The organism is Massilia solisilvae, assembly GCF_024753215.1.
Lineage (GTDB): Bacteria > Pseudomonadota > Gammaproteobacteria > Burkholderiales > Burkholderiaceae_D > Telluria > Telluria solisilvae.
In genome coordinates this window covers 193,856-218,217 of the sequence record NZ_JANUGV010000005.1, presented here as the reverse complement: position 1 = coordinate 218,217, position 24,362 = coordinate 193,856, and the positions used below count along the sequence as shown (strand labels likewise).

Annotated in this window: 20 protein-coding genes; 15 read left to right on the top strand and 5 right to left on the bottom strand. The window is 68.5% G+C overall.

The genetic code is table 11. The features are described 5' to 3' along the window. The first annotated feature begins 3 nt into the window (after window positions 1–3). The 10 genes from NX773_RS17700 to NX773_RS17655 all read left to right on the top strand — a co-directional run bounded on the left by NX773_RS17700 (window position 4) and on the right by NX773_RS17655 (window position 13,472). On the top strand, window positions 4–1,194 hold the full coding sequence (locus tag NX773_RS17700; RefSeq protein ID WP_258857622.1) for a TIGR03087 family PEP-CTERM/XrtA system glycosyltransferase: 1,191 nt from the start codon (window positions 4–6) through the stop codon (window positions 1,192–1,194). Next, complete coding sequence (xrtA, locus tag NX773_RS17695; protein ID WP_258857621.1) at window positions 1,188–2,744, top strand: exosortase A; 1,557 nt, start codon at window positions 1,188–1,190, stop codon at window positions 2,742–2,744. Before NX773_RS17700 ends, xrtA begins: the two co-directional genes overlap by 7 nt. Before the next feature lie 2 nt (window positions 2,745–2,746). Further along, a complete protein-coding gene (locus NX773_RS17690) occupies window positions 2,747–3,940 on the top strand; it encodes a TIGR03088 family PEP-CTERM/XrtA system glycosyltransferase (RefSeq protein ID WP_258857620.1) in 1,194 nt (397 codons plus the stop codon). Continuing rightward, the gene (locus NX773_RS17685; protein WP_258857619.1) at window positions 3,928–5,847 is read left to right on the top strand and encodes an XrtA/PEP-CTERM system amidotransferase; all 1,920 of its coding nucleotides are present in this window, start codon (window positions 3,928–3,930) and stop codon (window positions 5,845–5,847) included. Before NX773_RS17690 ends, NX773_RS17685 begins: the two co-directional genes overlap by 13 nt. Beyond that, a complete protein-coding gene (locus NX773_RS17680; RefSeq protein ID WP_258857618.1) occupies window positions 5,844–7,052 on the top strand; it encodes a TIGR04063 family PEP-CTERM/XrtA system glycosyltransferase in 1,209 nt (402 codons plus the stop codon). The genes NX773_RS17685 and NX773_RS17680 overlap by 4 nt, the downstream gene beginning before the upstream one ends. Continuing rightward, the gene (locus NX773_RS17675) at window positions 7,049–8,251 is read left to right on the top strand and encodes a glycosyltransferase family 4 protein (RefSeq protein ID WP_258857617.1); all 1,203 of its coding nucleotides are present in this window, start codon (window positions 7,049–7,051) and stop codon (window positions 8,249–8,251) included. Before NX773_RS17680 ends, NX773_RS17675 begins: the two co-directional genes overlap by 4 nt. A gap of 83 nt (window positions 8,252–8,334) precedes the next feature. Then, a complete protein-coding gene (locus tag NX773_RS17670) occupies window positions 8,335–9,645 on the top strand; it encodes a putative O-glycosylation ligase, exosortase A system-associated (protein ID WP_258857616.1) in 1,311 nt (436 codons plus the stop codon). Beyond that, complete coding sequence (locus NX773_RS17665) at window positions 9,642–10,685, top strand: polysaccharide deacetylase family protein (RefSeq protein ID WP_258857615.1); 1,044 nt, start codon at window positions 9,642–9,644, stop codon at window positions 10,683–10,685. Before NX773_RS17670 ends, NX773_RS17665 begins: the two co-directional genes overlap by 4 nt. Before the next feature lie 19 nt (window positions 10,686–10,704). Beyond that, the gene (locus tag NX773_RS17660; protein WP_258857614.1) at window positions 10,705–11,973 is read left to right on the top strand and encodes a glycosyltransferase; all 1,269 of its coding nucleotides are present in this window, start codon (window positions 10,705–10,707) and stop codon (window positions 11,971–11,973) included. Beyond that, the gene (locus NX773_RS17655) at window positions 11,970–13,472 is read left to right on the top strand and encodes a lipopolysaccharide biosynthesis protein (RefSeq protein ID WP_258857613.1); all 1,503 of its coding nucleotides are present in this window, start codon (window positions 11,970–11,972) and stop codon (window positions 13,470–13,472) included. The genes NX773_RS17660 and NX773_RS17655 overlap by 4 nt, the downstream gene beginning before the upstream one ends. Here NX773_RS17655 and NX773_RS17650 read toward each other — a convergent pair. The 3 genes from NX773_RS17650 to NX773_RS17640 are packed head-to-tail and all read right to left on the bottom strand — an operon-like array spanning window position 13,447 to window position 17,164. Then, window positions 13,447–14,340 carry a glycosyltransferase gene (locus NX773_RS17650; RefSeq protein WP_258857612.1) on the bottom strand — a complete coding sequence of 298 codons (894 nt, stop codon included), beginning with the start codon at window positions 14,338–14,340 and terminating at the stop codon, window positions 13,447–13,449. The genes NX773_RS17655 and NX773_RS17650 overlap by 26 nt on opposite strands. Before the next feature lie 11 nt (window positions 14,341–14,351). Then, the gene (locus tag NX773_RS17645; protein ID WP_258857611.1) at window positions 14,352–15,587 is read right to left on the bottom strand and encodes a pyridoxal-dependent decarboxylase, exosortase A system-associated; all 1,236 of its coding nucleotides are present in this window, start codon (window positions 15,585–15,587) and stop codon (window positions 14,352–14,354) included. Next, window positions 15,584–17,164, bottom strand: a complete 1,581-nt coding sequence (locus tag NX773_RS17640; protein ID WP_258857610.1) for an acyl-CoA ligase (AMP-forming), exosortase A system-associated — start codon at window positions 17,162–17,164, stop codon at window positions 15,584–15,586. The genes NX773_RS17645 and NX773_RS17640 overlap by 4 nt, the downstream gene beginning before the upstream one ends. 145 nt (window positions 17,165–17,309) lie before the next feature. On the opposite strand from NX773_RS17640, the gene NX773_RS17635 reads away from it, so the two are divergent. The 5 genes from NX773_RS17635 to NX773_RS17615 are packed head-to-tail and all read left to right on the top strand — an operon-like array spanning window position 17,310 to window position 21,457. Continuing rightward, complete coding sequence (locus NX773_RS17635; RefSeq protein WP_258857609.1) at window positions 17,310–18,485, top strand: aminotransferase class I/II-fold pyridoxal phosphate-dependent enzyme; 1,176 nt, start codon at window positions 17,310–17,312, stop codon at window positions 18,483–18,485. Beyond that, window positions 18,449–19,528 carry a GNAT family N-acetyltransferase gene (locus tag NX773_RS17630; RefSeq protein WP_258857608.1) on the top strand — a complete coding sequence of 360 codons (1,080 nt, stop codon included), beginning with the start codon at window positions 18,449–18,451 and terminating at the stop codon, window positions 19,526–19,528. Before NX773_RS17635 ends, NX773_RS17630 begins: the two co-directional genes overlap by 37 nt. Before the next feature lie 8 nt (window positions 19,529–19,536). Then, on the top strand, window positions 19,537–19,782 hold the full coding sequence (locus tag NX773_RS17625) for an acyl carrier protein (protein ID WP_258857607.1): 246 nt from the start codon (window positions 19,537–19,539) through the stop codon (window positions 19,780–19,782). A 3-nt stretch (window positions 19,783–19,785) separates the two neighbouring features. Beyond that, the gene (locus tag NX773_RS17620) at window positions 19,786–20,628 is read left to right on the top strand and encodes a hydrolase 2, exosortase A system-associated (RefSeq protein ID WP_258857606.1); all 843 of its coding nucleotides are present in this window, start codon (window positions 19,786–19,788) and stop codon (window positions 20,626–20,628) included. Beyond that, complete coding sequence (locus tag NX773_RS17615; protein WP_258857605.1) at window positions 20,621–21,457, top strand: hydrolase 1, exosortase A system-associated; 837 nt, start codon at window positions 20,621–20,623, stop codon at window positions 21,455–21,457. Before NX773_RS17620 ends, NX773_RS17615 begins: the two co-directional genes overlap by 8 nt. A 90-nt stretch (window positions 21,458–21,547) precedes the next feature. On the opposite strand, the gene NX773_RS17610 is transcribed toward NX773_RS17615, so the two are convergent. Both NX773_RS17610 and prsR read right to left on the bottom strand, forming a co-directional pair. Continuing rightward, window positions 21,548–22,993, bottom strand: coding sequence for a polysaccharide lyase domain-containing protein (locus NX773_RS17610; protein ID WP_258857604.1), 1,446 nt, complete (start codon window positions 22,991–22,993; stop codon window positions 21,548–21,550). Next, a complete protein-coding gene (gene prsR / locus NX773_RS17605) occupies window positions 22,990–24,360 on the bottom strand; it encodes a PEP-CTERM-box response regulator transcription factor (RefSeq protein ID WP_258857603.1) in 1,371 nt (456 codons plus the stop codon). Before prsR ends, NX773_RS17610 begins: the two co-directional genes overlap by 4 nt. Window positions 24,361–24,362: the final 2 nt, after the last annotated feature.

Genomic DNA, 24,362 nt, shown 5'->3' with positions numbered 1-24,362 from the left:
CACATGGAAGACCTGCTCCTTTTGGTTCACCGGATCCCGTACCCGCCCAACAAGGGCGACAAGATTCGCTCCTACCACCTGCTCAAGCACCTGGCAAAGGACTACCGCGTGCACCTGGCGACCTTCGTGGACGACCCGGCCGACTGGCAGCATGTGCCGCACGTGGAAGCGATGTGCGCCAGCAGCCACTTCGCCGGCCTGAACCCGGCGCTGGCGCGCGTGAGAAGTCTGGGCGCGCTGGTCAAGGGCCGCTCGCTGTCGCTCGACTACTACCGCGACGCGGCGCTGCAGCGCTGGGTGGACCAGACCGTCGCCGCATACGGCATCGAGCGCATCCTCGTGTTTTCGTCGGCCATGGCCCAATACGCCGAAAACCATCCGGGCGCGCGACGCGTGGTGGACTTTTGCGACGTCGATTCGGACAAATGGCGCCAGTACGCCGAAAAGAAGGCATGGCCGGTGAGCTGGCTGTACCGCCACGAGGCGAACCAGCTGCTGTCCTACGAGCGCCGGGTGGCACGCGAGTACGACGCCTCGCTGTTCGTGTCCGCTCCCGAGGCCGAGCTGTTCCGCAGCCTCGCGCCCGAGAGCATCGGCAAGATCGGCTTCTTCAACAACGGCGTGGATACCGACTACTTCTCGCCTGAACTCGGGCACGAGAACCCATACCAGCCGGGCGAACGCGCAATCGTCTTCACTGGCGCCATGGACTACTGGCCCAACGTGGACGCGGTGCAGTGGTTCGCGAGCGCGATTTTCCCGGCGCTGCGCGCGCGCCACGGCGACCTGCGCTTTTACATTGTCGGCGCTCGTCCCACCGCCGCCGTGCAGGCGCTGGCGCAGCATGAAGGCGTGACCGTCACCGGCACCGTGCCGGACGTGCGCCCCTACATTGCGCATGCAAAGGTGGCAGTCGCGCCGCTGCGGGTGGCGCGCGGCATCCAGAACAAGGTGCTCGAAGCGATGGCGATGGCAACCCCGGTGGTGGTGTCGCCACAGGCACTGGAAGGCATCGACGCCGTGCCCGGCACCGAGCTGGTGCTGGCCGAAGACGCGTCCGATTTCGTCGAGGCCGTGTCCGCGCTCCTGTGCGTGCCGGAACACGGCATCGGCAAGGCCGCGCGCGCCAGGGTCGAGCGGCAGTACAGCTGGCCGAGCAACCTGGCCTGCATCGGGGAGCGCCTCGAATGCTGACCAAGGCGCCAACCCACGCAATCCGCATCGCGCAACCTGGCGCAGCACGCGGAACGCTGCTGCTGGCCGGCCTGTGCCTGCTGGCGCCGTTCTTCCTGTACCTGTCCACCGTGCAGTCGATCGTGACGGTCTGGAACAGTTCGGACACCTTCGCCCACGGCTATGCCATCCTGCCCATCAGCGCATGGCTGGTGTGGCGCCGCCGCGAGAACTTCACGCACATTCCCATGGCCCCGTGGTGGCCGGGCCTCGCCGCGCTGGCGCTGGCCGGGGCGGGCTGGCTGCTGGCCACCGTGGGTGAAGTGCAGGTGGTGCGGCAGTATGCATTCGTATCGATGATCCCGCTGGGCGTGCTGGCCCTGCTCGGGCCGCGCCTGGCCGCGTCGCTCGCGTTCCCGCTGCTGTTCCTGCTGTTTGCCGTGCCGTTCGGCGAAATCTTCGTGCAGCCGCTGATCAACTTCACCGCCGACTTCACCGTGGCCGCAGTGCGGGCCAGCGGCATACCCGTGCTGCGCACCGGCGCGCGCTTCGAGCTGCCAACCGGTACCTGGTCGGTGGTGGAAGCGTGCAGCGGCATCCGTTACTTGATCTCGTCGATCACGCTGGGCTGCCTGTACGCCTACCTGACCTACCGTTCAATGACACGGCGGGCCATGTTCGTCGCGCTGTCGGTGGCGGTGCCGATCGTGGCCAACGGCCTGCGCGCCTACATGATCGTCATGATCGGCCACCTGTCCGGCATGAAGCTCGCCACCGGTGTGGACCACCTGATCTACGGCTGGCTGTTCTTCGGGCTGGTCATGTTCATCATGTTCTGGATCGGCAGCTACTGGCGCGAAGACGAGGCGCAGGAGCCGGCCGCGCGCCGCAACGCCCCGGCGGCGCAGTCGGCCATAGCGCCCGCCGCTCCTGGCCAGATGGCGCGCATGGCGGCGTACACCTTGCTGCTCGCGGCCCTGTGGCCAGCGCTCGCCCGGTACAACGAGCATGCCAACGCCAACCCGGCGCCGGTACGGCTTCATGCGCCGCAGGTCGCCTGGCCCGCCACACCAATGTTCACCGACTGGTCGCCGCGCTTCCTCGCGCCGAGCGCCGGCTACAGCGGCGCGTGGCGCGCGGCCGGTCTGCAGCCGGTCGGGCTGACGGTGCTCTACTACCGCGACCAGGACAGCAGCAGGAGCCTGGTCAGCTCGCTCAACAAGCTGGCCAACCCGAACGACGCGTGGCACTGGACGGCTTCCGGAACGCGGACCGAAGCGGTTGCGGGGCGTCCCCTTGCGCTGACCGAGACCGCGCTCCAAAGCGGGAAAGGTTCGCTACTGGCCTGGCAGTGGATGTGGGTCGGCGGTCAGTACACGGCCAGCGCCTACAAGGCCAAGCTGCTGCAGGCACGTTCGAAACTGCTGCTGCGCGGCGACGACGGCGCAGCGCTGCTGCTGTACGCGCCGTTCGCGGAGTCGCCGGAGGAAGCGCGCCGCGCAATGCGCGCCTTCCTGTCCGCGCAGGGCGACGCCATCGGCGCGGCGCTCGCCGACGCAAAGGGAGGTTGACGATGACAACGCAAGCCCTGCACCCGGAAGCCACGCCGCTGGTGGCGCACCTGATCTACCGGCTCGACATTGGCGGGCTGGAGACCCTGCTCGTCGACTCGATCAACCGCATGCCCGTTGGCGCCTACCGCCACGTCGTCATCTGCCTGACCGACTACACGGACTTCGCCAAGCGCATCACGCGCCCGGACGTGGAGCTGCATGCGCTGCACAAGCGCCCTGGCCTGTCGCTGGGCACGCACGGCGCGCTGTTCAAGCTGCTGCGCCGCCTGCGCCCCGACATCCTGCATACCTACAACCTGGGCGCCATCGAGTACGCATTCACGGCGACGCTGGCGGGCGTGCCGGCCCGCGTGCATGCCGAACACGGGCGCAACGCGCGCGACCCCAACGGCAGCAACCGCAAGCACAACCTGCTGCGCCGCCTGCTCGTGCCGTTCATCGACCGCTACGTGCCGGTCTCCACCGACCTGCAGCACTGGCTGTCCGGCGTGGTCGGCATTCCGGCCGCGAAGATCCGCTTCATCGGAAATGGGGTGGACACGCAGCGCTTCGGCGCGGCCGCGGCGCCGGAAGACCAGCGCGAGCCGTGGATGGCGCCGGGCTGCATTGTCATCGGCACCGTGGGCAGGCTGCAGGACGTGAAGGACCAAGCCACGCTGATCGAGGCTTTTGCCCGCCTGCGCGAGATGCTGCCATCCGAACAGCACCGCCTGCGGCTGGTGATCGTCGGCGACGGCCCGCTGCGCGGCGCGCTGGCCGAACGCATCGCCACCCTTGGCCTGCGCAACTGCGTGTGGCTGGCCGGCCCGCGCACCGACGTGGCGCAGGTGATGCGCAGCTTCTCGCTGTTCGCGCTGTCGTCGATCGCGGAAGGCACACCGGTCACGCTGCTGGAAGCGATGGCAACCGAGCTGCCGGTGGTGGCGACCGCCGTCGGCGGCATTCCCGAACTGGTGCTCGATGGCGTCACCGGAACCCTGGTGCCGCCAGCCGACGCCGACCAGATGGCGCGCGCCCTGCTCGGCTACGTGATGGACAGCGAGCGTGCGCGCAACCATGGCGCTGCGGGACGCGCGCGCGTCGAACAACACTACAGCATTGCCGCCATGCTCGGCCACTACCTGGCCCTGTACGACGAGCTGTGCAAACCCAGGACAACACTCAAGCAAGCAATCACACCATGTGCGGAATAGTTGGAATGTTTGATACCCAGGGCGCACGCGACATCGATCGCGCCGCACTGCACCGGATGAACGACAGCCAGTTCCACCGCGGGCCGGTGGAAGGCGACGTGCACGTCGAGCCCGGCCTGGGCTTTGGCCACAGGCGCCTCTCGATCATCGACCTGGCATCGGGCCTGCAGCCGCTGTTCAACGAGGACCACAGCGTGGTCGTCGTGTTCAATGGCGAGATCTACAACTTCAGGGCGCTGATGCGCGAGCTTTCCACGCGCGGCCACACCTTCCGCACCCGCTGCGACACCGAGGTGATCGTGCACGCGTGGGAGGAATGGGGCGAACAGTGCGTGCAGCGGCTGCGCGGCATGTTTTCGTTCGCGATCTGGGACCGCAACCGCAAGACCCTGTTCCTCGCGCGCGACCGCCTGGGCATCAAGCCGATGCACTACGCGCTGCTGCCCGACGGGATGTTCGTGTTCGGCTCCGAGCTCAAGTCGATCATGGCCGCACCAGGCCTGTCGCGCGAGATCGACCCGTGCGCGGTGGAGGAGTACTTCGCCTACGGCTATGTGCCCGAGCCGCGCACCATCTTCAAGGCCGCGCGCAAGCTCAAGCCCGGCTACACGCTCACGCTCAAGGCAGGCGAACCACTCGCGGCGCCCAGGCGCTACTGGGATGTGCCGTTCAAGCCGCACTACGGCATGACCGACCGCGATATCGAGGGCGAACTGATCCCGCGCCTGCGCGAGGCGGTCGAGAGCCACCTGGTGGCGGACGTGCCGCTGGGCGCCTTCCTGTCCGGCGGTGTCGATTCGAGCGCGGTGGTGGCGATGATGGCCGGCGTGACCAACGGCCCGGTCAACACCTGCTCGATCGCCTTCGACGACCCGGCCTTCGACGAATCGGAATACGCGCGCCAGGTGGCCACGCGCTACGGCACCCGCCATCAGTGCGAGACGGTGAGCAAGGACGACTATGGCCTCATCGACACGCTGGCCGCGCTGTACGACGAGCCGTATGCCGACAGCTCGGCGATCCCGACCTACCGCGTCTGCCAGCTCGCGCGCAAGCGCGTGACGGTGGCGCTGTCCGGCGACGGCGGCGACGAGAACTTTGCCGGCTACCGCCGCCACCGCATGGCGATGGGCGAGGAGCGGGTGCGCGCCATGCTGCCGCTGGCGGTGAGGAAGCCCGTGTTCGGTTTTCTGGGCGCCGCCTACCCCAAGGCCGACTGGGCGCCGCGCGTGTTTCGCGCCAAGACCACCTTCGAGGCGTTGGCGCGCGACCTCACCGAGGGCTACTTCCACGGCGTATCGATGCTGAACGATCGCGTGCGATCGCAGCTGTTCTCGGATGGCTTTCGCAGCGAGCTGCAGGGCTACCGCGCGATCGAAGTCATGCGCGGCTACGCGGCCGAGGCGCCAACCGACGACCCGCTGTCGCTGGTTCAGTACATCGACATGAAGACGTACCTGCCGGGAGACATCCTGACCAAGGTGGACCGCGCCAGCATGGCGCACTCGCTCGAAGTGCGGGTGCCGCTGCTGGACCACGAGTTCGTCGAGTGGGTGTCGGGCCTGCCGCCATCGTCGAAGCTGCGCAACGGCGAAGGCAAGCACCTGTTCAAGAAGGCGCTCAAGCCCTACCTGTCCGACGACATCCTGTACCGCAAAAAGATGGGATTTTCGATCCCCCTCGCGGCCTGGCTGCGCGGACCGCTGCGCGAGACCATGAAGCAGGCCGTGCTCAACCCGGCTTTGGAGGGTACCGGCATCTTCAACCAACACTACCTCAGGCAGATGGTGGACGAACACCAGTCCGGCGCCCACGACCACAGCACCGCGCTGTGGCAGGTGCTAATGTTCGACGCCTTCCTGCGCAAGAACGGCGCCGATGGCGCGCATGGGAGCACCGCACAATGAAAGTACTGCACGTCCTGGACCATTCGATACCGCTGCACAGCGGCTACACCTTCCGCACGCGCTCGATCCTGCGCGAACAGCGCGCGCTCGGCTGGGAAACCTTTCACGTCACGGGCGCCAAGCAGGGCGCCACCGACGCACTGGAAGAGACCGTGGACGGCCTGCACTTCTACCGCACCCCGGCAGGCATGCTGTCGAAATTGCCGGTGCTGAGCCAGAAGGACGTGATTGACGGCCTGGCCAGGCGGCTGGGCGAGATCATCCCGAAGATCAAGCCCGACGTGCTGCATGCCCACTCGCCAAGCCTGAACGCGATCGCCGCACTGCGAGCCGGCAAGCGCTTCGGCATCCCGGTGGTGTACGAAGTGCGGGCGTTCTGGGAAGACGCCGCGGTGGACCACGGCACCACGGCCGAAAACGGTTTGCGCTACAAGCTCACCCGCGCGCTCGAAACCTATGCGCTCAAACAGGCCGATGCCGTCACCACCATCTGCGAGGGGCTGCGCCGCGACATCGTCGCGCGCGGCATCCCGGCCGAAAAGGTGACGGTGATCCCGAATGCGGTAGACATCGAGAAGTTTTCTATCGGCGGCACGGCCGACATGGAACTCAAGACCAGGCTCGGCCTGCAGGGCTCGCGCCTGATCGGCTTTATCGGCTCGTTCTACGCCTACGAGGGGCTGGACATCCTGCTGCGCGCGGTGCCCAGGCTCGCGGCGCGCCATCCGGATTTGCGCGTGCTGCTGGTGGGCGGAGGGCCGCAGGACGAGCAGCTGCGCGGTCTGGCCAGGGAGCTGCGCATCGAGGACAGCGTTGTCTTCACAGGCCGCGTGCCGCACGACCAGGTGCAGAAGTACTACGACCTGCTGGACGTGCTGGTGTACCCGCGTTCGTCGATGCGCCTGACCGACCTGGTCACGCCGCTCAAGCCGCTGGAGGCGATGGCGCAAGGCCGCGTGCTGGCCGCGTCCGATGTCGGCGGGCATCTTGAGCTCATCGCAGACGGCAAGACGGGTGTGCTGTTCAAGGCCGACGACCCCGACGCGCTCGCGGACAAGGTGGGCGCGCTGCTGGCGTCGCGCCAGGAATGGCCGCACCTGCGCGCGGCGGGGCGCAAATACGTTGAGAGCGAACGCAACTGGCCGGTGAGCGTGGCACGCTACAAGAGCATTTACGGCCGCCTCACCGGAAGGCCGGGCGCATGAAGATCCTGACCTTCAGCACGCTGTTCCCGAACGCCGAAAAGCCCGGCCACGGCATCTTCGTCGAAACCCGCCTGCGCCACCTGGTCGCCAGCGGCAAGGTCGAATCGCGGGTGGTGGCCCCGGTGCCGTGGTTCCCGAGCACGCATGAACGCTTCGGCGCATGGGCGCGCTTTGCCAGGGTGCCCCGCGCCGAAACGCGCCACGGCCTTTTGGTCGAGCATCCGCGCTACCCGGTGCTGCCCAAGATCGGCATGAACGTGGCGCCGGCCCTGCTCGCGCAGGCGGCCAGGAGCACCATCGCGCGCATCATCGACGAGGGCTACGACTTCGACCTGATCGACGCACACTACTTCTATCCGGACGGTGTGGCCGCCGCCATGCTGGGCCGCTACTTCAACAAGCCGGTGGTTGTGACGGCGCGCGGCTCGGACATCACCCTGATCCCGCGCTATCGCCTGCCGCGCATGATGGTCCGCTGGGCCGCGAACCAGGCGAGTGCCTTGATCACTGTCTGCAACGCGCTGCGCGACGAAGTGGTGGCGCTCGGCGTGGACCCCGGCCGTGTGACCTCGCTGCGCAACGGCGTGGACCTGGATCTGTTCCAGCCGGCCGCGCGCAAGGACAACCCGGCATTCACGCTGCTCGCGGTCGGGCACCTGGTCCCGGTCAAGGGCCAGGAACTGATCATCGCGGCCCTGCCCATGCTGCCGGATACGCGGCTGGTGCTCGCCGGAGACGGTCCGGACCACGGCAAGCTGGAAGCGCTGGCGCACACGCTTGGCGTGGCCACCCGCGTCCAGTTCCTCGGCGCGGTGCCGCAGTCCGAACTGCCGCGGCATTACGCCGCCGCCGACGCGCTCGTGCTGGCATCGAGCCGCGAGGGCTGGGCCAACGTGCTGCTCGAGTCGATGGCGTGCGGGACCCCGGTGGTCGCCAGCCGCGTCTACGGCACCCCTGAAGTGGTGGCAGCGCCCGAAGCGGGCGTGCTGATGAGCGAGCGCAGCGCGCGCGGCGTGGCCGAAGCGGTGATTGCGCTGCGCAGCCGCTACCCCGACCGCGCCGCCACGCGCCGCTACGCCGAGCGCTTCAGCTGGGACGACACCACCGCCGGTCAAATCAAGGTATTCGGGCAGGCGCTCGAGCGCCATGCAATCAAAGGAAACCAGACATGGAAAGCATACTGTGGGCCCTCGACCTGATCGCGGTGCTGGTATTGTGCCGGTGGGCGATCGCGCAGGACGTCAAGGCCGCGCGCAAGAACGAAAAGCGGCCGGGGTAAGTCATGCGTGATGCGTTTTTGCTGGCCGTACTGCCATTCATGCTGTACGCGATCGCCAGGCGCCCGTTCATCGGGCTTGGGCTGTGGATCTGGACCGCGCTGTTCTTCCCCAACGGCTGGGTGTACGGCCCGGCCGCCGCGATCCGCTACAACCTGCTGTTCGCGGCCTTGGCGATTTTCGGCTACCTGACGACCCGTTACAAACCAAAATTCGCCTTCAGCGGCACCGCTTTTCTTGTGCTGCTGTTCTTTGCCTGGACCACCGGCAGCACGCTGACAGCCCTTGGCCGGCCCGAGGTGGCCTGGGAAATCTGGGACCGCTTCATGAAGGTGGTGGTGCTGTTCGTGTTCGTGCTGGCCATCGTGGACAGCAAGCTGCATTTCGATTTTTTCCTCGGCTGCGTGGTGCTATCCGTTGGCTTTTATGCCGACATCGAAGCGCTCAAGTTCCTCGCCAGCGGCGGTGGCCACAAGATCGAAGGCATGGCCGGGCACGTGCTGGGGGACCGCAATGAACTCGCGGTCGCCTTCGTGATGCTTCTGCCGATCTGCGCCTACCTGCTGCGCGAATACGGCAAACAGTCGCGTGTGCTGTCGATCGGCCTGCTCGGGACGATCGCGCTCACGGTGGTGGCCATCGTCGGCACCCAGTCGCGCGGCGGTTTCATCGCGCTGCTCGCACTGGGCGTCTACTTCTTCATCAAGACCGACCGCAAGCTGCTGGTGACGGCGATGGTGGCGGTGCTCGCGCTGGGCGTGTCGCAAGTGGCGACGGCGGAATGGCTGTCGCGTATCGACAGCATCAATTCGGCCGGCAAGGACGCCTCGTTCATGGGCCGGGTGGTCGCGTGGAAGCTGTCGATGATCATGGCGATGCGCCACCCGTTCTTTGGCGGCGGCTTCAAGGGACTCGAGTACTTTCCGGTCTGGTCCTCGCTGTCGCAAGACTTCTTTTCCTACCCGTGGTTCTATACCGGCGACGCGCTGCCGGACACCGAAAAGGCGCGCGCGGCCCACAGCGTGTACTTCCAGGTGCTGGGCGACCACGGCTTCTTCGGCCTGGCGATCTACCTCGGTATCCTGGTGGGCGCGTTCCGTACCGCGCACCGCGTCGCCCGGCGCGCCCGCGCGGCGGCATCGGCCCAGTGGATCGCCCAGGCCGCCACCACGCTGCAGCTGACGCTGTTCGCGTTCTGTGTCGGCGGCGCCGCGCTCAGCTTTGCCTACTTCGACCTGACCTTTGCGATCATTGCGCTCCTGATCGTGCTGGAGAGGCGGATTCTCCCGCGTGCGCTGGCGGAGGCGCCGCGATGACGACGCATACCGGTTTCACGCGCAGCCTGCTGCGCCTTGCCGGCGACGCCATCGCGCGCAGCCAGCGCGAGCCCAGCCTGTGCGTGGTCAACTACCACCGCATCCTCGCGCGCCCGGACCCGCTGCTCGACTCGGAGCCGGACGTTGCGGCCTTCCGCTGGCAGATGGCGCTGCTCGCCGAGTGCTTCCACGTGATGCCGCTGCGCGCCGCCCTGGCCGCGCTAGACGCGGGAAACCTGCCAGCGCGCACAGTCTGCATCACCTTCGACGACGGCTACCGTTCGGTCCACGAGCTGGCCCTGCCGGTGCTGGAGGAATTCGGCTTGCCGGCAACGGTATTCGTCACGAGCGGCCACGTGGGCAGGGGCAGCATGTGGAACGACCGCATCATCGAGGCAGTGCAGGCGCTGCCCGCCGGCGCGCTCGACCTGTCGGACCTGGGCCTGCCGCGCTACCCGCTTGCCAACGAGGCCGACCGCAAGCGCGCCACCGCCGGCCTGACCGAGGCATCCAAGTACCTGCCGCCGCCGGCGCGCGCGGCACTGGTGGAACGACTCGCCACACTGGCCGGCACCGGAGACGCGCCCGGTCTGATGCTCACACCCGAGATGGTGGTGGATCTGGACCGCCGCGGTGTGGAAATCGGCGCGCACACCGTCACCCACCCGATCCTGACCAGCCTGGACGACGACGCCGCGCGTGCCGAAATCCGCAATGGCAAACAGGAGCTGGAAGCGCTGATCGGTAAGCCAGTGCGCCTGTTCGCCTACCCTAACGGCAAGGCCGGCAAGGACTTCGACGCGCGACACGTGGCGATGGTGCGCGAGGCTGGCTTCGAAGCCGCGTTCACCACGGCGGTGGGTGCGATCGGCGGCATGGCCGACCGGTTCCAGTTGCCACGCAGCCGGCCGTGGGACAAGAGGCCGCTGCTGTTCGGCCTGCGGCTGCTGCAGTGGCTGGCACAAGGCGCACCGGCGCGGCACGAATACGCAAACAGGATGGCGCGCCTCGCCGGCAGTGACAACGCCGCCATCCGCTAGCCCATACAAGAGCATGAGCATGACCAAACGCGCACTACTGATCGCATTTCATTTTCCGCCGCAGGCAGCAAGCAGCGGCATCCAGCGCACGCTGAGCTTTTCGCGCCACCTGGGCAAGAACGGCTGGGAGCCGCTGGTGCTCTCGGCCCACCCGCGCGCCTACCCCGAACAGAATCCCTCGCAGCTGGCCAGCGTGCCGGCCGGGCTGGTGGTCAAGCGCGCGTTTGCGCTCGACACCAAGCGCGACCTGGGCGTGCGCGGGCGCTACCTCGGCCCGCTGGCCCTGCCCGACCGTTGGGTGTGGTGGTGGTTCGCGGCGGTGCCCGCGGGCCTGGCGATGATACGCCGCCACCGCCCGCAGGTGATCTGGTCCACCTTCCCGATCGCCACCGCGCACCTGATCGGCCTGTCGCTGCACCGCCTGACCGGCCTGCCATGGATCGCCGATTTCCGCGACCCGATGCTGCAAAGCGCCTACCCCAGCTACGCTCTGCAGCGCAAAGCGTACGCGTGGATCGAGCGCCAGACCATCCGGCGCTGCCACAAGGCCGTGTTCACGACGCACAGCGCAATGGCCTCGTACAAGGCCCGGTTCCCCGAGCTGGCGCTTGACAAGTGCATGGTGATCGAAAACGGCTACGACGAGGACAACTTCACGGTGGCGGGCACGCTGCAGACGGAAGCGCCGCGCCCGGCCGGCCAGGTGACGCTGGTGCACAGCGGCCTGCTGTACGACACCGGGCGCGACCCGGGCGCTTTTTTCGAGGCGATCGCGCGGCTGAAACGCGCCGGTACGGTCGATGCCGGGAAGCTGCGCGTGATTCTGCGCGCGCCGGGCAACGAACAGGCCATCGCGGCAGCCGCGCGGCGCCTGGGCGTGGACGACATCGCCGAGGTCGTGCCGGCCGTGCCCTATCGCGAGGCGCTGCAGGAAATGCTGGCCGCGGACGGCCTGCTGGTGTTCCAGGGCACGCCGTTCAATACGCAGGTTCCGGCCAAAGTGTACGAATACTTCCGCGCGCGCCGCCCGATCCTGGGGCTGGTGGACCGTACCGGCGAAACGGCGCGCGTGCTCGGCGCGGCGGGCTTTGACAGCATCGCGACCATGGACGCGCCGGACGAGATCGCGGAAGTGCTGGAACGCTTTCTGCGCGAAGTGCGCGATGGCAGCGCGCACGTGGCCTCGCCCGATCTGGTGATCCGTTCGTCGCGCGCGGGCCGGGCGCGCCAGCTTGCCGGCCTGTTCGACGAGGCGGTGGGCGAGCGCGTGTGCATGGAGGCCGCATGAGCGACATCGACCGCAAGATCGCCAAGGGCGCGGCCTGGATGGTGCTGTTCAAGCTGGTCGATCGCGGCATCGGCGTGGTCAGCACCGTGGTGCTCGCGCGCTTGCTGCTGCCGGCGGACTTCGGCCTGGTGGCAATGGCGATGACTCTGATCGGCGCACTGCAGCTGTTGGTGGCGTTCAGCTTCGACGTGGCGCTGATCCAGAATCCCGACGCCGGCCGTGACGAATTCGACACGGCGTGGACCTTCAACGTGCTGTTTGCGGCGGCGTGCGGGGTGGTGCTGGCCCTGCTGGCGCCCATGGCCGCCGTCTTTTACAACGAGCCGCGGCTGGCAGCGGTAATCTATTCGCTCGCCATCGGCTTCGTGCTGCAGGGCTTTTCCAACATCGGCCCGGTGAGCTTTCGGCGCGAGATGCGCTTTGACCGCGAGTTCAAGTTCCTGCTCGGGAAGCGCATGGCGACCTGCGTCACCATACCGCTCGCCTTTTATCTGCACAACTACTGGGCACTCGTGATCGGCCAGCTGACCGGCACCGTGCTGTCGGTGTGGCTGTCCTACAGCGTGAGCGACTACCGGCCGCGCTTTTCGCTACGCGCCAAGGTCGACCTGTTCCACAAGTCCAAGTGGCTCATGGTGAACAACCTGTTCCAGTTCCTGAATAACCGCGCCGGACAGTTCATCCTTGGCCGCTACGCCGGCGCGCAGGCGCTGGGCGTGTACTCGATCGCGTCCGAAATTTCGTCGCTTCCCACCACCGAGCTGGTGGCGCCGGTGAACCGCGCCGCCTTCCCCGGCTACGCCAAGGCGGCCGGCAACCTGGCGGCGCTGCGCGCGAGCTTTTTGAACGTGGTGTCCTCGATCGCGATGGTCGCGCTGCCCGCCGGCGTGAGCATCCTGGTCGTGGCCGACCTCCTGGTGCCGGCGGCGCTGGGGTGGAAATGGCAGTCGGCGGTGCCGATCATCCAGATCCTCGCAATCTACGGAGTCATCGAGGCGGTGCAGAACAACATCGGCTACGTGTACCTTGCGCTCGGCCGCACCACGCTCATCACCTGGACGGCCGGCCTGCAGTTCGCGCTGCTGGTGTCGCTGCTGATCCCGGGAATCCTGTGGTTCGGGGTGCTCGGCGCCGCCGGCGCGTTCCTCGTTACGATGATCCTGATGATCCCGGTGAACCAGTACCTGATCGCGCGCTGCCTCGGGTTGTCGGCACTGCAGTTCGTGCGCCACGTGATGCGGCCGCTCGTGGCATCGAGCGTCATGGGCGCCGTCGTGCTGCTGCTGAAGGATGCGCTGCAGCCGCGCCCGGTCACGCTCGATTACGTCATGGCCCTGCTGTTGTGCGTGGCGGCCGGCGCGCTTGTCTATGCGGGATCGCTGTACGCGCTGTGGCGTTGGGCCGGGCGCCCGTCCGGCCCGGAAGGCTATGCGTTCGCCAGGCTGGAGGATGTGCTGCGCAAGCGGGGCAGGGTCAGCTCGCAGCCGCCGGGCGCTTGAGCGCGAACGGCAGCAGCTTGCGCGAGTACGCAAGGTAGCGCCAGCCGCCCGGCAACAGCAGGCTGCGCGCGTGCAGGGCCACTGCGCGGCCGTAGCGACCTGCCATGCGCGCCTGGTCCGCCAGGTCGTGGCAAGCGGCGCCCACCTTGCCGCGTACCTGGCGCGCCACCGGCGCCGGCAGCGGCAGCGCCGCGATGCGCCGCAGCACATCCAGCTCCGCGGCGCGGTATGCGTCCGACTTGGACAACGAGGCCGGCGTGTCGTGGATGCGGAAGGTCGGCGTGTCCACGAAGGCCATGTTGAAGTCGAGCGCCAGCCGATAGGCCAGGTAGGTCCATTCCAGAAAGGGCGCCGGATCGTCGAAATAGACGGGCCCGATGCTGCTGGTGCGGAACAGGCCGCCGCACGAGGCGAGCCAGTTTTCGCGCGCCAGCGCCGCCAGCGGGTTGGCGCGCACGGCCGCCGCGCAAGAGACCATCAGCCTGTCCTCGCCGCCCACGCAGCGGTAGCCGTTGGTGGCCACAAAACCGAGCTGGGGATCGGCCAACAGCGGCGCGCAGCGCTGCGCCAGCGCCTGCGGCAGGTATTCGTCGTCGTCGTCCAGGAACGCGAAGAACTCGGTGCCCACCAGCGTGCGGCCATGGCGCTGCGCCAGCGGCGCACTGCCCTCTTCCCGGTACGCGACCGTGAGGTCGGGGCGGGCACGCAGTTCCGCCAGCTTTGCCGCATCGAAGCGCTTGCCGTTGACGACCACGATCACCTTCACGTCCACGCCTTCGCTGGCGCGGGTGCTGGCAATGGCGCGCTGCAGCGACGACCAGCGGCGCTCTTCGCAGGTGGTGGGGATGATCACGGAGACGGTCGGCATGCGCTACTCCTTCAGACGAGGACTTCGACAGCGTTCGGGTGGCTCAGGAAACCAGCGGGACTGGCCGAGATGCCGTAGGCGCCGGACTGGAACACGACCACCAGGTCCCCTACGTCCGCGCGCGGCAGCTCCATCTTGTCCGCCAACAGGTCAAGCGGCGTGCACAGCGGGCCGACCACGGACACCACCTCGGCCTGGCCGCCATCCATGCGGTTGCCGATCGCAACCGGGTAGTTCTTGCGGATCACCTGGCCGAAATTGCCGGATGCGGCAAGGTGGTGGTGCAGGCCGCCGTCGGTGACCAGGAACACCTGGCCGCGCGAGACCTTGCGGTCCACCACGCGGGCCACGTACACCCCGGCTTCGCCCACCAGGTAGCGCCCCAGCTCGATCGACACTTCGGCCTGCGGCAGCGCCGCCTGCACGCGCGGCAGGGCCTGGCGCAGGTGCGCCGCGATCGGCGCCAGGTCGAGCGGCGCCTCGCCGGGAAAATAGGGAATGCCGAAGCCGCCGCCGATGTTCAGCACCCGCACCGGGTTCTGGCAAGACTGCGCCAGCCGCTCGGCCAGCGCAAAGGTCTGCGCCTGCGCTTCGACGATCGCCTCGGCCTTCAGGCTCTGCGATCCGCTGAAGATGTGAAAACCCAGCACGTCCAGCCCCAGCCCGGCGGCGAGCGCCAGCACGCGCGGCATCTCCTCGGCGTCGATGCCGAACTGCTTGGCGCCGCCGCCCATGCGCATGCCCGAGCCCTTGAGCTCGAAGTCGGGATTGACGCGGACGACCACCAGCGGGGCGATGCCGAGCTCCTGGCCGATGCGCGCCAACGCATGCAGTTCGCGCTCCGACTCCGCGTGCACGTGCACGCCGGCCGCCACCGCCTGCGCCAGTTCGGCGTCGGACTTGCCGGGGCCGGCAAAGCTGATGCATTCGGGCGCCATGCCGGCGTCCAGCGCGATTTTCAGTTCGCCGCCGGAAGCCACGTCCAGCCCGTCCACCAGCGCGGCCATGTGCTGCACCAGCGCCGGCATCGGGTTGGCCTTGATCGAATAGTGCAGGCGCACGCCGTCCGGCAGGCAGTCGCGCACCTGGCGCACGCGGTCGCTCACCACCTTGCGGTCGTAGGCGTAGAAGGGCGTGCGGCCGACCCGCTGTGCCAGGCGGGTGAGCGGCACGCTGCCCACGTGGAGGACGCCGTCAACGACCGGGAACCGGCTCTGGGCGGCGTGGACTGGTTTGGTGGAGCTCATGGATTGGAGGCTTTGTCGAACAAGGTCATGAAGGATTGGCGCAGCAGCGTGCGGTCGATCTTGCCGTTCGGGTTGCGCGGGAACGGTTCGCCCCGCACCTCGACGTGCGCGGGCACCATGTACGCCGGCAGGCGACGCTGGCACTCCTTGAGCAGCGCCGCCGGCTCCAGCGTGGCCTCGCGCGCGACGGCGAGCAGCACGATCGCCTGCCCCAGCGCCGGGTGCGGCACGCCGAACGCGGCCACTTCCTGCACCAGGCCGGTCGCATGCACCGCCTCCTCGACCTCGGTGGGGCTGATGCGGTAGCCGGACACCTTGATCATATCGTCGCTGCGGCCGATGAAGTACAGGTAGCCCTCTTCGTCCATGCGCACGGTGTCGCCCGACCACACGGCCATTTCGGTGATCGGCAGCGCCGGGTCCTGACCGGGCGCCGGCTTGAAGCGCTCGGCCGTCTTGACCGGGTCGTTCCAGTAGCCGAGCGAGACCAGCGCACCGCGATGCACCAGCTCGCCAGGCTCGTTCGGCGCGCACGGCGTGCCGTCCGGGCGCACCACCATCACCTCGGCGTTGGGGATCGCGCGGCCCATCGAATCAGGGCGGCGCTCCAGTTCGGACGGCGGCAGGTAGGTCGAGCGAAACGCCTCGGTCAGGCCGTACATCAGGAACAGGTCGGCCCCGGGCAGCGCCGCGCGCAGCGCCGCCACGGTCGGGCGCGGCATGGCGCCGCCGGAATTGGTCAGGAAGCGCAGCGTATTCGGCTGCGGCCAGGGCAGCGCGGCCAGCTGGATCCACAGCGGCGGCACCGCAGCCAGGCCCGTGATGCGCTCGGCGGCGACCATCTTCACGATATCGCGCGCGAACAGGTGGTTCATCAGCACCACGGCCGCGCCGTGCAGGAACGCGGTGGTGAGCTGGGACAGCCCGTAGTCGAAGCTGAGCGGCAGCACCGACAGGATGCGGTCGCTGGCGGTGATCTCGAGGTAGCTGGCCACGCTCTGCGCGCCCGCCACCATGTTCCGGTGCGACAGCACCACGCCCTTCGGCTTGCCGGTGCTGCCGGAGGTATACAGGATTGCTGCCATGTCGGCATCGATCACGCGGCGGCTTGCGAGCTGCTGCGCCGACGGCTCGGCCTGCGCCGCTTCCCACGAGCGCACCGGCGCCGCGTCGTCGCGCGCCGGGCCGGTCACGAACACGGTGCGCAGGTCCGGGCAGCGCGCCAGCACGCCATCGAGCTGCGCAAGGCGCTCGGGCGAGGTCACCAGCACCCGCACGTTGCAGTCGGCAAGGATGTGCGCCACCTGCTCGGCCTTGAGCAGCGGGTTCACCGGCACGAACACGGCGCCGGCCAGGCTGGCGCCGTACATCGCGGCCACGTTCTCGATCCGCTTTTCGAGATACACGGCGACCCGGTCGGCACGCTTCACGCCGGCGGCGAGCAACGCGCCGGCGGCGCGGCGCACGGCAGCGGCCAGCGCCGCGTAGTCGAGCCGCTCGTGCCCGTAGGCGAGCGCGGCGGCTTGCGGGGTGCGGGCGGCGGTTTCAAAAATGACGTCGTGGATCAGGACTGGCATAGGCGGAACGTATTCGCGCGCCGCGCTGGGCGTGGCGCAAGACAGGCCGCAATCTTAACAGTTTGTGGTCGGTGGCCGCAGACGATTGTTTAGTTTCGGACATATCTCGTGGCAAATTTTTTAACACTCGATCTATACTCGGCCCATGAGTCACGCCACCCGCCCGATTCCATTGTCCCCGGTGCTGTCGTTCAGCGCACTGCGCCGCGCGCGGGGCACGCGCACCCGCTCGGTGCTGGACGCGGGCGAGGCGCGCTTCGTCACCAGCGGCCGCATTGCGATCGGGCTGGCGCTGCGCGAGATGGGCATCAAGGCCGGCGACAAGGTGCTGGTACCGGCCTGGCACAGCCCGTCCATGGTCCCGCCGGTGCTGTGGCGCGGCGCGCAGCCGGTGTTCTACCAGCTGCGTGCCGACACCAGCGCCGACCTGGCCGACATCGTGGACAAGCTCGACGACACGGTCCGCGTGCTGGTGGTGACGCACTACTTCGGCTTTCCCCAGCCCGAGATCGCGACCCTGCGCGCCCTGTGCGACGCGCGCGGCATAAGGCTGCTGGAGGACTGCGCGCACTGCCTCATCGGCGAGCACCAGGGCCGCCCGGTTGGCGCCTGGGGCGACTACGCGATCGCCAGCAGCATGAAATTCCTGCCGATTTACGAGGGCGGCCTGCTGGTGTCGGCGCGCCACAGCCTGCGCCAGGTGGCGCTGCGCTCGGCGGGACCCGGGTTCGAGGCCAAGATCGCCCTCGCATCGCTGGAGAAGGCATTCGCCCACGGGCGCCTGCGGGCCGCGCGCGCCGCGCTCTGGCTGCCCATGAAGGCCAGGGATGCGGCGTGGGGAATGCTCAAGCGGCGGACGAAGGCCGGCGCCGTGCCGCTTGCGCCCGACTCGTCGGACAGCAGTTTCAATTTCGACCCGCGCTGGATCGACAAGCGCTCGTCGTGGTTCGCGCGGCTGGTGACGCGCCTTGCGTCGCCGGCCCGGATTGCCGCTGCGCGCAGGGCCAACTACGAACGCATCGACGCCAACCTGCGCGGCCTGCCCGGCGGCCGGGCGCTGTACCCGCGCCTGCCGGACGGCACATGCCCCTGGGTGTTCCCGTTCCTGGCGGACGATCCCGAGGCCCTGTGCGAGCGCCTGCGCCAGGCCGGCGTGCCGGTGGTCCGCTTTGGGCTGCCGCTGTGGCAAGGCGTGGACGACAGCGTCTGTGCGACCAGCGCGCGGCTGTCGCGGCACGTGGTCGGATTCGCCTGCCACCAGGAGCTGCAGGAGCAGGAACTGGCGTGGATGATCGAAACGATCAGGAAGGCGCTGGCATGAGCTGGACCGTGCTCCCCGCCGCGCACTTTGCCGAACATGCCACGCTCTGGCAGCAGCTGCACCGCCGCTGCGGCGCGCCGTCGCTGCTGGCGGCCGATTTCGTCGCGCCGCTGCTGGCGCAGTTCAGCACCGGGCGCGAGCTGCTTGCGCGCTGCCGGATGGACGGCGAAACCGTGGCGATGGCGCTGATAGTCCCCGCCGGCCGCGCTGGCTGGTCGACCTTCCAGCCCGCGCAGGCGCCCATCGGCCTGTGGCTGCAGCGCCCCGGGCTTGACATGGAGCGGCTGGCGCAAGGCCTGATGCGCGCCCTTCCGGGTTTCCCGCTCGTGTTCGGCATCACGCAGCTGGACCCCGCAATGCACGCACGCCCCGCCGATTGCGGCAGCGTGCGCACGCTCGACTACATCGACACCGCGCGCGTCACGATCGAGGGCAGCTTCGACACGTATTGGAACAACCGCGGCAAGAACCTGCGCGCCAACCTGAAGAAGCAGCGCGCGCGCCTGGCCAGGGACGGCATCCCCACCCGCCTCGTGGTCTGCCGCGACGCACGGGACATTGCGGCGGCAGTGGAGGACTACGGGCGGCTGGAGGGCTCGGGCTGGAAGGCGGCCCGCGGCACCGCGGTCGATGCCGGCAACGCGCAGGGCCGCTACTACCGCACGATGCTGGAGAACTTCTGCGCTCGCGGCAAAGGCAGCGTCTATCGCTACTACTTTGGCGACCAGCTGGTCGCGGCCGACCTGTGCGTGGAAGACGCGGACAGCATCGTCGTGCTCAAGACGGCCTACGACGAGCGTGTGCCGAACGCCCTGTCGCCGACGCTGCTGATGCGCGAAGAGGCCTGCCGGCGCCTGTTCGACGAGGGCAGGTTCAGGCGCCTCGAGTTCTACGGCCGCGTGATGGACTGGCACCTGCGCTGGACGGAAGATGTGCGTACTATGTACCATGTGAACGTTTACCGATGGCCCGGGCTGCGCCGCCTGCACACGTTGCTGGCGTCCACCGCACGCTCGCGGCAGGCCGCGCACCCTTCCCCTTGAAAGCAACCATGTACCTGAACGACGTTAAAAATGTCCTGATCGATGTGCTCAACCTCGGCCCGGCCGGGGAAGCGCTCACCGCCGAGTCGCCGCTGCTCGGCAGCCTGCCCGAACTCGATTCGATGGCGGTCGTCACGCTGCTCGGCGCACTCGAAGAGCGCTTCGGCATCGCGGTGGACGACGACGACATCAGCGCCAGCACCTTCGAAACGCTGGGCAGCCTGGCCAAATTCGTCGAAGAGAAAGCGGCATGAACGATGGCGCTGCCCGGACACGCGCCTGCTGAACCGATCTATCTCGACGCGAGCGCCGGGCCGCGCTTTTGCCTGTTCCATCACCCGGCCGGCCCCTGCCGCGCCGCGCTGGTGTACATCCATCCCTTTGCCGAAGAGATGAACCGCGCGCGCCGCATGTCCGCGCTGGCCGCGCGCGCGCTGGCCGCCAGTGGCGTGGCGGTGCTGCAGCTGGACCTGCACGGCTGCGGCGACAGCAGCGGCGAGTTCGGCGACGCGCGCTGGGACACCTGGAAACGCGACGTCGCCCTCGCCAGCGCCTGGCTGCGCGCGCGGCTGGGCATGCAGCCCGGCCTGTGGGGGCTGCGCCTTGGCGCCCTGCTCGCGCTCGACTGCGTGCAAGGCGATGCCCTTCCCGCTGACCGCCTGCTGCTGTGGCAACCCGTGTTGAGCGGCAGCGGCTACCTGACCCAGCTGCTGCGGCTTCGCCTTGCCGGTGACCTGCTGCAGCAAGACGGTGCGACAACGAGCACCGGATCGCTGCGCGCGCTGCTGCGCGGCGGCAGCACGATTGAAATCGCCGGCTACGACCTGGCGCCGGGACTGGCCCTGCCGATGGACCAGCTCGAGGCCGTCGCGCTCGCGCCGCCCCGCTGCCCCGTGCACTGGTTCGAGGTGGTGGCCGCGCCAGGGCAACCGCTCTCGCCCGCCGCGGGCCGCGTCGCCTCTGCATGGCGCGACAAAGGCGCCGATCTGCATGCCGAAACCGTCTGCGGACCGAGCTTCTGGGCCACGCCCGAGATTGCGGAATGCCCGCAGCTGGTGGAGGCCACCGTCAACGCCTGCCGGGAGGCCGCACATGCTTGAGGAGCGCGCATTCGCGTTCCCGTGCGGCGGCGACTGGCTGTACGGGATCCTCAGCCAGAGCGCGCGACCGGCAAGGCGCGGCGTGCTGATCGTGGTCGGCGGCCCGCAGTACCGCGCCGGCAGCCACCGCCAGTTCACCCTGCTGGCGCGTAGCCTGGCCGCAGCCGGCATCCCCGCCATGCGTTTCGACTACCGCGGCATGGGCGACAGCGAAGGCGGGATGCGGCACTTCGAGTCGGTCAACGACGACATCCGGGCGGCCATCGACAGGTTCGTCGCCGAGTCGCCCGCCCTGGAAGAGATTGTGCTGTGGGGACTGTGCGACGGCGCGAGCGCCGCGGCGATGTACGCGCCGGGCGACCAACGAGTGCGAGCGCTGGCCCTGCTCAATCCGTGGGTACGCACCGAGGAAGGCGCGGCCAGGGCCACGTTCAGGCACTACTACGGCGCTCGGGTGCTCGAACGCGCATTCTGGGCCAAGGTGCTGGATGGCCGCTTCGAATACCGCGCCGCGATGGCATCGTTTGCGGCACTGGCGCGCAAGGCGCTCGGGGTCGGCCAGCGCGACGACGTGGCGATGACCCTGCCGGAGCGCATGCACGCGGCGTTGCGTTCCTTCCAGGGCGAGGTGCTCATCATGCTGAGCGGCGCCGACCTGACCGCGCAGGAGTTTGCCGATCTCGCGTCCACGCGGGCGTGGGAAAAGCTGCTCGGGGAAAGCCGCTTCACGCACTACACCCTGCCCAAGGCCGACCATACCTGCTCGCGGCGCGAGTGGCACGACCAGATCGTCGAGTGGACCTGTGCGTGGAGCGCGGTCAGGTCGTAGGGTGGGCAGGTTCTCCTGCCCACGCGTCCAGCTCAAGTTTTGCAGGAACCCGACCGCCGCTTGAACGCGTGGGCGGGAAACGCGCCCACCCTACCGTACGCAGTCTGCGAAATTCTCGAATGCGCCGTAGCTCGCCCACACCGGCCGCAGCTTGCCGCACATGTCCACGGCCGCGGCGGTGATGGCGCGCCTGGGCGGCGCCGCCTTCCAGCGCAGGTTCAGCTCCCGCACGTTCTCGAACAGGCGACGCACCGGGTGATAGCCCGCATACAGGTAAGCGATCGGCGTGTCCAGGTTGTCCAGGGCCCGCACGCGCGCACCGTTGCGCGCGCGGATCGTGCCATCGACCAGGTTGCCGACCACGTCCGCGCCACTCTCGGGAAAGCGCACGTCGATGCCGCCGGTGTCGAGCAGCGTGTTGTGGATGATCTGCGTGTCGGCCGCGCTGTTGATGTAGATGCCGGCGTCGGAGCAGGCGGCGACGAGGTTATCGCGGATGACGCCGTGGTCCTGCTCGGTGATGCACCGGCGGTCGCGGCAATATGGTTTGCCGGTTCCGCCGCCGCCAAACGACAGGCCGACGCGCTGGCCGGGCTGGCCCTGCAGCCGCTGCTCGCACAGCACCACGTTGCGCTCGACGATCGTTCCCGCGCCGGCGCCCTTGGCAAACGCGCCATAGCTGACGCGGTCGCCCTGCGCCTTGATGAAGTCCGCAATGTAGTTGGCGCGAATGGTCCAGCCGCTGGCGCCGACCAGGTCGATCGGCGTCACCGGGCCGGCCGTCTTGCGCGGCGCGGAATTGGCCAGCGTGTTGTGGTCGATGAGGCCATGGTCCGGAAAGCGCCCACCGCTGCCGTTGATCTTGAAGTGCGCGTTGAAGTCGCTGATCGTGTTGTTCACGGCCACGAAATGATGGGCGTCGCCCGCCACGTGGAACGCATGCTCGCAGCGCGCGTCTATTGCGCAGGCGCCGCGCACGATCAGGTTCTCGAAGCGCCACCACGGGCCGGATACCGCGAAGCCCTCCACCGTGTCGAACTGGACGACCACCGAGCCATGGCGCTCGGCGCGCACGGTGATCGGCGCCTGCTCCGTGCCCGCGGCGAGCGCCGCCAGAACGGCGCCAAAGCGGTAGGTTCCGGGGAGCAGCGTGATCACGTCGCCCGGCTGCGCCGCCTGCATGGAGGCACGCACATCGGCCGGGCTGCCGGCGAATTTGCGCAGCCGGCGGCAACCCGGCGTGCGCCAGCAGGCCTGGTCGCTGGCTTGCGATGGCGGCATGGCCATGGCGCCGACGGAAAACGAGGGCATCGCGTACGGACCGGGTCTGCGGCGGTCGAGCGACAGCAAGCGCTCCTGCAGCCAGCTGCCGATGCCACTGACAAGCGGGTTGTGCCCCGCACTGCGCTGGCCGACGTATGGCCCCAGCGCGCGCGGCGCCACGCCCATTCCCTGCAGGTACAGCGCGGCCGCGGTCGTCACCGACAAGCCGAGCAGCGCCAGCAGCGAGGCATAGCGCAGCGCGCGCGCATTCATGCGGCCGCCGCTGCCGGCTTGATGGCGTGCCGCGCCATCAGGTCGTACATCGTGGGGCGGCTGATGCCCAGCAGCTCGGACGCCTTGACGATGTTGCCGTCCACCCGCGCGAGCACCTTGATGATGGCCTTGTACTCGGCATCGTCGCGCACCTGGCGCAGGTTGATCGGCTCGTCCTGTGCGGCGGTGTCGGGCAGGCCGAGGTCGTCGGCGCAGATCGATGAGCCGTCGGCCATGATGACGGCGCGCTTGATGCAGTTCTCCATCTCGCGCACGTTGCCGGGCCAGGACCAGGACTCGATCGCGGCCACCGCCTCGGGCGAAAAGTGCAGCGCCGCGCGCGACTCCTGGGCGCAGAACTTGTTCTTGAAGTGATGCGCGAGCAGGGCCGCGTCGCCGCTCCGTTCGCGCAGCGGCGGAATGTTCACCACGATCTCGGACAGGCGATAGTACAGGTCCTCGCGGAAGCGCCCCGCCGCGCACAGGTCCTTGAGCTTCTGGTGGGTCGCGCACACGATGCGCACGTCCACCGGGATCTCCTCGTGTCCGCCGATGCGCTCGATCACGCGCTCCTGCAAAAAGCGCAGCAGCTTGGCCTGCAGCGCCATCGGCAGGTCGCCCACTTCGTCCAGGAAGAAGGTGCCGCCGTGGGCCAGTTCCACCTTGCCCTTGGTCTGCTTGGCCGCACCGGTGAAGGCGCCCTTCTCGTAGCCGAACAGCTCGCTCTCGAGCAGGTTCTCGGGAATGGCTGCGCAGTTAATCGCCATGAAGCGCTGGCCGGCGCGGGGACTGAGCTGGTGCAGCGCGCGCGCCAGCACCTCCTTGCCGGTGCCGCTTTCACCGAGCAGCATCACCGAGGCCGAGGTAGGCGCGACCTTTTCGATGTTGCGGCACACCTTGAGCATGCCGGGGTCGCGGCTGATGACGCCGGCCAGCGGCGAGTCGGCCTGCAGCGTTTGCATGCGCCGGTTCTCCTGCTGCAGCGCGTGCAAGAAGAACGCGCGCTCGATCACCAGGTTCAGGATCACCGGGTCGCACGGTTTCTGGTGAAAGTCGTACGCGCCCATGCCGATCGCCTTGACCGCATGCGCGTGGTCCTGGTTGCCGGTGAGGACAATCACGCGCGTGTCTGGCGCCATCGCCAGGATCTGCTGCAGCGTGGCCAGTCCTTCGGTGGCGCCGTCCGGGTCGGGCGGCAGGCCCAGATCCATGGTCACCACCGCCGGCTCGTGGCGGCGCACCTGCGCCAGCGCGCTCTCACGGTCGTCCGCGACCACCACGTCGTAGGCATCCAGGCTCCACCTGAGCTGCTTCTGCAGCCCGGGATCGTCTTCGATGATGAGCAGTTTCGGTTTCGTTTGTGTCACAG

Coding starts and splice junctions, on each gene's coding strand:
- NX773_RS17700 (WP_258857622.1), top strand. CDS start 4: ATGGAAGACCTGCTCCTTTTGGTTCACCGGATCCCGTACCCGCCCAAC.
- xrtA (WP_258857621.1), top strand. CDS start 1,188: ATGCTGACCAAGGCGCCAACCCACGCAATCCGCATCGCGCAACCTGGC.
- NX773_RS17690 (WP_258857620.1), top strand. CDS start 2,747: ATGACAACGCAAGCCCTGCACCCGGAAGCCACGCCGCTGGTGGCGCAC.
- NX773_RS17685 (WP_258857619.1), top strand. CDS start 3,928: ATGTGCGGAATAGTTGGAATGTTTGATACCCAGGGCGCACGCGACATC.
- NX773_RS17680 (WP_258857618.1), top strand. CDS start 5,844: ATGAAAGTACTGCACGTCCTGGACCATTCGATACCGCTGCACAGCGGC.
- NX773_RS17675 (WP_258857617.1), top strand. CDS start 7,049: ATGAAGATCCTGACCTTCAGCACGCTGTTCCCGAACGCCGAAAAGCCC.
- NX773_RS17670 (WP_258857616.1), top strand. CDS start 8,335: ATGCGTGATGCGTTTTTGCTGGCCGTACTGCCATTCATGCTGTACGCG.
- NX773_RS17665 (WP_258857615.1), top strand. CDS start 9,642: ATGACGACGCATACCGGTTTCACGCGCAGCCTGCTGCGCCTTGCCGGC.
- NX773_RS17660 (WP_258857614.1), top strand. CDS start 10,705: ATGACCAAACGCGCACTACTGATCGCATTTCATTTTCCGCCGCAGGCA.
- NX773_RS17655 (WP_258857613.1), top strand. CDS start 11,970: ATGAGCGACATCGACCGCAAGATCGCCAAGGGCGCGGCCTGGATGGTG.
- NX773_RS17650 (WP_258857612.1), bottom strand. CDS start 14,340: ATGCCGACCGTCTCCGTGATCATCCCCACCACCTGCGAAGAGCGCCGC.
- NX773_RS17645 (WP_258857611.1), bottom strand. CDS start 15,587: ATGAGCTCCACCAAACCAGTCCACGCCGCCCAGAGCCGGTTCCCGGTC.
- NX773_RS17640 (WP_258857610.1), bottom strand. CDS start 17,164: ATGCCAGTCCTGATCCACGACGTCATTTTTGAAACCGCCGCCCGCACC.
- NX773_RS17635 (WP_258857609.1), top strand. CDS start 17,310: ATGAGTCACGCCACCCGCCCGATTCCATTGTCCCCGGTGCTGTCGTTC.
- NX773_RS17625 (WP_258857607.1), top strand. CDS start 19,537: ATGTACCTGAACGACGTTAAAAATGTCCTGATCGATGTGCTCAACCTC.
- NX773_RS17620 (WP_258857606.1), top strand. CDS start 19,786: ATGGCGCTGCCCGGACACGCGCCTGCTGAACCGATCTATCTCGACGCG.
- NX773_RS17615 (WP_258857605.1), top strand. CDS start 20,621: ATGCTTGAGGAGCGCGCATTCGCGTTCCCGTGCGGCGGCGACTGGCTG.
- NX773_RS17610 (WP_258857604.1), bottom strand. CDS start 22,993: ATGAATGCGCGCGCGCTGCGCTATGCCTCGCTGCTGGCGCTGCTCGGC.